At 39.4% G+C, this 7,300-nt stretch carries 7 protein-coding genes; all 7 read left to right on the top strand.

Translation table 11 applies throughout. The annotated features are described in order from the left end of the window. Window positions 1-167: 167 nt before the first annotated feature. Complete coding sequence (locus ACKI5B_RS13145; RefSeq protein ID WP_407429509.1) at window positions 168-461, top strand: STAS domain-containing protein; 294 nt, start codon at window positions 168-170, stop codon at window positions 459-461. Between the two features lie 140 nt (window positions 462-601). Then, the gene (locus ACKI5B_RS13140; RefSeq protein ID WP_407429507.1) at window positions 602-1,162 is read left to right on the top strand and encodes a ComC/BlpC family leader-containing pheromone/bacteriocin; all 561 of its coding nucleotides are present in this window, start codon (window positions 602-604) and stop codon (window positions 1,160-1,162) included. A 135-nt stretch (window positions 1,163-1,297) separates the two neighbouring features. Next, the gene (locus ACKI5B_RS13135) at window positions 1,298-1,957 is read left to right on the top strand and encodes a M15 family metallopeptidase (RefSeq protein ID WP_407429505.1); all 660 of its coding nucleotides are present in this window, start codon (window positions 1,298-1,300) and stop codon (window positions 1,955-1,957) included. Between the two features lie 20 nt (window positions 1,958-1,977). Further along, window positions 1,978-4,119, top strand: a complete 2,142-nt coding sequence (locus tag ACKI5B_RS13130; RefSeq protein ID WP_407429503.1) for an adenylate/guanylate cyclase domain-containing protein — start codon at window positions 1,978-1,980, stop codon at window positions 4,117-4,119. A 101-nt stretch (window positions 4,120-4,220) separates the two neighbouring features. Beyond that, window positions 4,221-5,255, top strand: coding sequence for a haloacid dehalogenase-like hydrolase (locus ACKI5B_RS13125; RefSeq protein WP_407429501.1), 1,035 nt, complete (start codon window positions 4,221-4,223; stop codon window positions 5,253-5,255). Between the two features lie 136 nt (window positions 5,256-5,391). After that, entirely contained in the window at window positions 5,392-5,700 is a 309-nt protein-coding gene (locus ACKI5B_RS13120) for an STAS domain-containing protein (protein ID WP_407429499.1), read from the top strand. Next, on the top strand, window positions 5,697-7,298 hold the full coding sequence (locus ACKI5B_RS13115) for a SpoIIE family protein phosphatase (protein ID WP_407429497.1): 1,602 nt from the start codon (window positions 5,697-5,699) through the stop codon (window positions 7,296-7,298). The genes ACKI5B_RS13120 and ACKI5B_RS13115 overlap by 4 nt, the downstream gene beginning before the upstream one ends. Window positions 7,299-7,300: the final 2 nt, after the last annotated feature.

Below are 7,300 nucleotides of genomic sequence, written 5' to 3'. Positions count from 1 at the left end.
AACGCCCCTTCAGGGGCTGCGACGGGTCAACCTGCAATAGACTTGAACGTAAGTGAAAGCCGGGACTTAAGTCTCAGCTTGAGAACCGAGCCTTATAGGCTGTGTTCAAACCACCCGTTTGACGGGTGGTTTGTGATTTTTGACTTTAAAATAATGGGGGAATTTTTATGACAATTACAAAGAGCCAGAACGGAACATCTTTTGTTCTTGCCGTTGAAGGTCGTCTTGATACGGCTACAGCCCCGGAACTTGAAAAAGAAATTCAAAGTCTTACTGAGGCTGCAGAACTTATTATTGATTTTTCAAAACTTGATTATATTTCATCGGCTGGTCTGAGGGTTCTTCTTTCAGCACATAAGAATTTTGCAAGAAAGTCAGGGCTTACAATCATCAATGTTAGTGAAACAGTTCTTGAGGTTTTTGATGTTACGGGATTCAGGGATATCCTGAACATTAAATAGTGTCGGACGGCAGAAATGCCGTCTTTTTTTTAGCCCTTTTTAAAAGTCTTTCGTATAAATATATGTAGGTTGAGTGAGACCTTTACAAAACTAAAATTAAATGCCGTAAAATGGCAGGTCATATTAAGGAGAATAAAATTATGACAAACGAAGAAATGAAAATGACACTGGCTCAGAACGGAATTGCACAGGCAGAAATTGAAAAAATTTCAGGCAAATTTGATGCTGAGAAAATTACTGAGATTGTTGAAGGTGCTTCAAATCCAAAAGAGGCGTTCGAGGCACTTCATACTTTCTATCCGGAACTTGAGGTAGAGAAATTGCAGAAGCAGTGCGACTTTGTTATGGAGCAGGTAGAGGCCGCAATGAAGGAGCAGAAGAAGAATGAGCCTGAGGAACTTACAGAGGATGAACTTGAGAATGTTGCAGGCGGCGGATTTTTTAGTTCAATTGGTAACTGGTTTAAGGATAACTGGAAGAAAGTTGCAATTGGTGCGGCAGTTGCGGTTGGGGTAGCACTTGTTTGTACTGGTGTTGGTGCTCTTGCAGGCTTTGCAGTTGCAGCTGATGTAGCACTGTTCCACACAGGAGTTGCAGTTGGCAGTTACATGGCAACTGGAGCTGCATACGGAGCAATTGGTGGTGCTGCATGGGGGACTGTCGTTTCTGCGATTGCAGGCGCAACAGGAAAATACGACTAATTTCTTTAAAACATCATCACACACGGCGGCAGAAATGCCGTCTTTTTTTTTTAATTAGCCTTTTTTGAAATTTGTTCGTATAAATAAATGACGGCGCAAGAGAGCATAGCTCACATAAAGCGCAGGGAGATTTTTATGATATTAACAAATAAATCCGGGCTTTATATTTTATTTGTATCGGTTATGGCATTTTTTGCTTCATGCAGCCAGAAAGACGCTGCACCGGAAGTATTTGTTCATCTGGCAGAAGCAGTTCCGGATGCAATTCTTGAAATCCGCTATTATTCAACCTATAACTTTGTCGGAGACCGTATTGAAGGTTATGAAAAGCCTGCAGCCCTTCTTACAAAAGATGCGGCCGTTGCTCTCAAGGCAGTTAGTGACGATGTAAAAGCTCAGGGGTATCGTCTTAAAATCTATGATGCTTACAGACCGCAGCGCGCCGTGTCTCACTTTGTAAGATGGTCAAAAGACACTGCTGACACACGAATGAAAAAATATTTTTATCCGAATCTTGATAAGTCTGTTCTTTTCGAACAGGGCTACATCGCAGAAAAATCTGGACACAGCCGTGGAAGCACAGTAGATTTAACTTTATTCGACATGAATACAGAAAAAGAACTGGATATGGGCGGAACTTTTGACTGGTTCGGCGAAGAATCACATCCTGATTACAAAGCAATCACTGAAGAACAGTATGCCAACCGCATGATTCTGCGTGGTAGAGAAGGAATAAGTGTGAAGTTAAAGGACGGCTTTAATGCCGTCTTTTTTTTGACAATTTTTTTATTATAAAATAAAATCAAAGATACGCTATGAATGACACAATCAGAATAATCAGTATCGTAGTTCTTTTTGGACTGGCTTTTTTTTGTATGCAGGCCGGTATTTTTCTGCTCTCCGGGCATAAATTCAAAAATAATGCCCGCCGTACACTTATTCTGACTCTGTTTATTACAGGTGTCCTGCTTGTTTTTGATGCTCTGGCATATATTTTCCGTGGTAATCCGACTCCGCTTGGTTACTACATGGTCCGCCTGAGTAATTTCATGGTTTTTTCCCTTAACTGTGTCCTGCCTTTTTTTCTCTGTTTTTACAGCACTGAATTCATAAAATCAGATTTTCTTGAGTTAAAAATCCTGAAAAATCCTGTTTCATCTGTAAAAAACGGAATTCCAGTCCATCTTTTTGTTGTCTTTTATATCTGCCTTTTAGGTGTCATTCTGCTTTTTGTCAGTCAGTTTTTTAATCTTTATTATTACTTTGACGACCATAATTTTTACCACCGAAATGCACTTTATCCTTTGAGTGTTGTTTTCGGCTTTGCACCCGGTCTTATTACTGTGGCCATGCTGCTTCAGCATAAAAAAGTTCTTCAAAAAAATATTTTTATCTCGCTTTTTGTATATGCCTGCTTTCCTTTTGCCGGTATTTTTTTTGCTTTATTTTTTTATGGATTTTCCTGGATTAATATAGGTTATGGTGCCGGTGCTCTGCATCTTTTTTATTCATCAATTAAGCTCATGGAACTTGAGTTTTATCTGGATAAAAGAGAAGGAATCAGACTGAGTCCGAATTATAAACAGATGACTACAGTTCCGGAAATGAAAAGACGGATTGCACGAAGTCATTTATGTCAGGTTATCTGTGCACTTTCCGGCGGCTTTCTGGGACTTCTTATCATTATTTCAATTACAGGAATAAGCATCCCCGAAAAAAAACTGATTATCGATAAACCTTATTCAGAAAATGACCGCTCAAAACCAGTCTGTCTGACTTTTTTAAGGAATACAGAAAAAGTCTGGAATGATGACGGAGATTTAACTCGAATCGGTGCTCAATATGACGGTGTGATTTACAATAACATGAAAGCTACAATTATTACTGACTGGAATGTTACAATCGATATTTCTGAGGACTGTGCAATTGACCCGGGTCCCTGGAACGGAACTTTTTCGATAACACAGATTGGAACAATACCGTCTGCGCAATATGTAATGACGGTCAGAAAGCCTCATGATGAAGATCAGGAAAATATTCATGGTGCTGATTTTTATCAGGTCACTCCGTTAAAAACTTTAGGTTTTGGCTGCATTATGTATTCTCCGGCATATTTTTCGCCTTCGAACTCAAAAATTGTTTTTGCCTATGAAAGTGTTCTTAAGCCATTGTCTTATATTGGTTTTGATGTGGCTCTGGTTTTACTTTCTATTCTTTTCATAGTTTCTATAACAATTTCTTTTACTGAAGGTAAACTTATCCGTATCGAAGAAGAAAACAGAAAACTTGAAGATACTGTAAGGGAGCGTACAAAGGAACTTCAGGAAGAAAAGAACCGTTCTGAAGAACTTCTCTTAAATATTCTTCCAAAAGAAGTTGCAAAACGCCTTGCAGTAGATAAAAACGCAAAAATTGCTGATAAAATTGAAAATGCTTCAGTTCTTTTTGCAGATATTGTAGGCTTTACAAAAATAACGAGTACTCTTGATGCAGACACAGTCGTAGGTGCACTTAATTCGCTTTATTCAAGAATTGATGAACGGGCAAAACGCGAGGGAATTGAAAAAATCAAGACAATCGGGGATTCTTACATGGCAGCTTCCGGTCTTTTTGGAAGCGAAAGTGCAGAAAATAACGCCCTTGCAATCGTTAATTTTGCCCGTGGAATGTTAGAAGATATTGAAGATTTTAATGCAAAAAGCAATTTAAAACTTTTTATGCGAATTGGAATAAACAGCGGAAATCTCATTGCAGGTGTTATCGGAAAGACAAAATTTGTCTACGATATCTGGGGCGATACAGTAAACGTTGCAAGCCGCATGGAAAGTTCCGGTCAGTCTTCGAAAATCCATGTATCAGAAAATACGATGGCACTTATAAAGGACGCAGTTGGGGCTTCTGCACCGGTCGAAATGGAAATCAAAGGCAAAGGGCGAATGAAGACTTACTTTTTGTAAGAAACAACATCATCATTATCAATCTTATCCTGCAATTTTTTCAAAAAAATTAGCCTTTTTCAAAAGACCTTCGTATAAATAAACACAGGAGATTTTTCATTATGAAAACTACAAAACACAACTTTTTAAAACTTGTTATGCTCGCTTCATTTGCGGCATTGATTCTTGCTTCATGTTCTAAATCAAATAAAGCCCTTTCGCTCTGGAACGATGAGGCTCCTGCAAAAAAGGCCTTAATTGAATATGTGGAATCTGTAACAGACAAAAAATCCGCTGATTTTATTCCGGTTGAACGCCGAATCGCAACTTTTGACCTGGACGGAACTCTTTTCTGTGAAACAAATCCTACTTATTTTGACTTTCAGCTTTTTATTCACCGCGTTCTTGACGATTCAAATTATACGCCGACTGAAGAGCAGAAAGCTTTGGCAGAAGAGTTCCGTGCTACAGGAAAAGTTCCGCCTCTTGGAAAAGAATACGAGAGAATGCTTGCTAGTGCCTACGAAGGATTTACCCTCAAAGAATATGATTCTTATGTAAAAGATTTTATGCAGACTTCCCAGCCCGGTTACAAAAATCTCAAAAGGGCAGATGCTTTTTACAGGCCGATGGTAGAAGTCGTAAATTATCTTACAGAAAACGGCTTTTCCGTATATGTTTCAAGCGGCACAAACCGACTCATTTTACGCGCTTTAGTCTGCGATGCCCTTAAACTTCCTCCAAAACAGGTAATCGGTTCAGACAATGTGCTTGTTTCAACAAATCAGGAAGGAAAAGACGGACTTGAATACACCTTCACCAAGGGCGACAAAGTTCTTCTTGGCGGTGTAAACATTATCAAAAATCTTCAGATGAACAAAGTTTCTACAATCGTAAAAGAAATCGGTTATCAGCCTGTCCTCGCTTTTGGAAACAGCTTTACAGATGCCAGCATGGTGAACTACGCAATGTACGACAATGAATATAAATCACTCGGCTTTATGCTCTGCTGCGATGACACAGAACGCGAATACGGCAACCTCAAAAAAGCCGAAAAAATGCTCACTGACTGCAAGGCTAACGGCTGGATTCCGGTTTCAATGAAAAATGACTGGAAAATCATTTACGGTGAAAAAGCAGAAAAAACTAGTGAATAATTCCTAAACTCGTGATAAAATCAATCTGACACTTCTTTCATTTACGACCGGAGAATTCTGGATTGACTGTGACGGAAAAAACTTGAAAAAAAGTCGAAATCATCGTAAAAAAATCATTTTAGCATTAGGGGAAAATATGCAGATTACAGAAGTACGAAATGAGCACAGTGTAACACTCACAATTTCAGGACGAATAGATGTCGAAACTTCAGCAACTCTTGAATCAGAAATTTCAAACTGGCTTACATCTCCAGTCGTTTGGACTCTTATCCTTGATTTATCCGCAGTTGAGTACATATCATCAGCGGGAATTCGCGTGCTCCTTTCAGCACAGAAAAAAATGAAGGAAAAACACGAGCTGATTATCAGAAATCCGAGCCAGTTCTGTAAACAAGTCTTTGAAGTCACCGGTGCGGATATCTTTCTGAAAATTGAATACAAATGAAACGAAAAAAACTCCCCGTAATCACAAAAAAAATTCTTTTTCTCGTAATTGTTTCGGGGTCTTTGCTCTGTTCGCTTGTATTTTCTGCCGGTTATTTTGCATTTACACGGCAGTTTCGAAGGCAATATGATTCTTCAATCCGCTCAATTTCTGCGGCCGCAAGAGAAGTTCTTAATCCCGATGACTTTTCTTCTTATCTTTCCACGCAAAAAAAAGATGAGAACTATGAGACCGTTCACCGCATATTACAGGATTTTGTCGATAAATTTGAACTTAACATGATTTATGTTTCTTCGGTTCTTCCGCCAGACTACACGCACATCACATACATCTACAATCCTGTAAAAAAAGGCGGCAGATACTCAGAATATCCTCTTGGCTACGAAGAAGAGTACGTTCAGGCAGATTATAATGCATCAACTAAGCGGGTTTTCGAAGAAGGAGCGACTATAGTCCGTCACACCATGAAAACACGGAGCGGATCGCACATCACAGCTCAAATTCCTGTTATGGACTCCAGCGGAAAAATTATCGCCGTGCTCGGAGTTCAGAAAAATATCCAGGAATTCGTTGATGCACGCTACTCGTTCGTTAATTTTGTCATTGCTTTGGAATTAGTATTTGCGGTGCTGTTTATAGGACTCTTCATCATTTATTTTAACAAAAAATTTATAAATCCTATCACCTTTATCACGCGTGAGACCGACCATTTTGCTTCTTACGGCGGAAATCCTTCTGACAGACTTCTTGAAGTAAAAAATCAGGACGAAATAGGAATCCTTGCTCATTCGCTTCATCAGATGGAAAAGGATATTTGCCGCAATATTGAAGAACTTACCCGCATTACCGCCGAAAAAGAAAGAATTTCAACAGAACTTTCGGTTGCTTCAAAAATCCAGAGTGACATGCTGAACAAAGAATATCCGCCATTTTCTGACCGCACTGATTTTGACCTTTTTGCATCAATGTCACCTGCAAAGGAAGTCGGCGGCGATTTGTACGATTATCTTCTTCTTGATGACGACCACTTGATGATTACAGTTGGCGATGTTTCAGGAAAGGGAATGCCAGCGGCTCTTTTTATGGGAAAAAGCAAGGTTCTGCTTGATTTTTATGCAATGCTTGGTCTTGGTCCAGAAGAAATTTTTGAAAAGGCAAATAATCAGCTTTGTAAGAACAATGATTCGGGGCTTTTTGTAACATGCTGGCTTGGTATCTTCTGCTTTTCAACCGGCGAACTTCGTTTTGTAAATGCAGGACATCCGGCCCCTGTTTTATATCATGAAGGCGAGTTTTCTTATCTCAAGACAAAGCCGAATTTCGTTCTTGGTGGCATGGAAGATTATCCTTATGTTGAGCACACAATCACGCTTTCAAAGGGTGACCGTATTTTTGTATATTCTGACGGTGTTACTGAAGCTACAAATGGTGAGAATCAGCTTTTTGAGGAAGAGCGGCTTTTGGCTGCCATAAAAAAGACTGAAAATCTGAAGGCACCGGATATCCTGAAATCTGTACGTTCATCAATCGATGAATTTGTGGGAAAAGCCGAACAGTTTGATGACATCACAATGCTTTCATTTGAATGGAAAAGCTGATT

The organism is Treponema sp., assembly GCF_045657965.1.
Classification (GTDB): Bacteria; Spirochaetota; Spirochaetia; order Treponematales; family Treponemataceae; genus Treponema_D.
Note: the sequence above shows the minus strand (reverse complement) of the source record. Positions and strands in the feature narration are given on the sequence as shown.

Excerpts from the sequence above, each read along its gene's own strand:
- ACKI5B_RS13145 (WP_407429509.1), top strand. The coding sequence starts at position 168 with ATGACAATTACAAAGAGCCAGAACGGAACATCTTTTGTTCTTGCCGTT.
- ACKI5B_RS13140 (WP_407429507.1), top strand. The coding sequence starts at position 602 with ATGACAAACGAAGAAATGAAAATGACACTGGCTCAGAACGGAATTGCA.
- ACKI5B_RS13135 (WP_407429505.1), top strand. The coding sequence starts at position 1,298 with ATGATATTAACAAATAAATCCGGGCTTTATATTTTATTTGTATCGGTT.
- ACKI5B_RS13130 (WP_407429503.1), top strand. The coding sequence starts at position 1,978 with ATGAATGACACAATCAGAATAATCAGTATCGTAGTTCTTTTTGGACTG.
- ACKI5B_RS13125 (WP_407429501.1), top strand. The coding sequence starts at position 4,221 with ATGAAAACTACAAAACACAACTTTTTAAAACTTGTTATGCTCGCTTCA.
- ACKI5B_RS13120 (WP_407429499.1), top strand. The coding sequence starts at position 5,392 with ATGCAGATTACAGAAGTACGAAATGAGCACAGTGTAACACTCACAATT.
- ACKI5B_RS13115 (WP_407429497.1), top strand. The coding sequence starts at position 5,697 with ATGAAACGAAAAAAACTCCCCGTAATCACAAAAAAAATTCTTTTTCTC.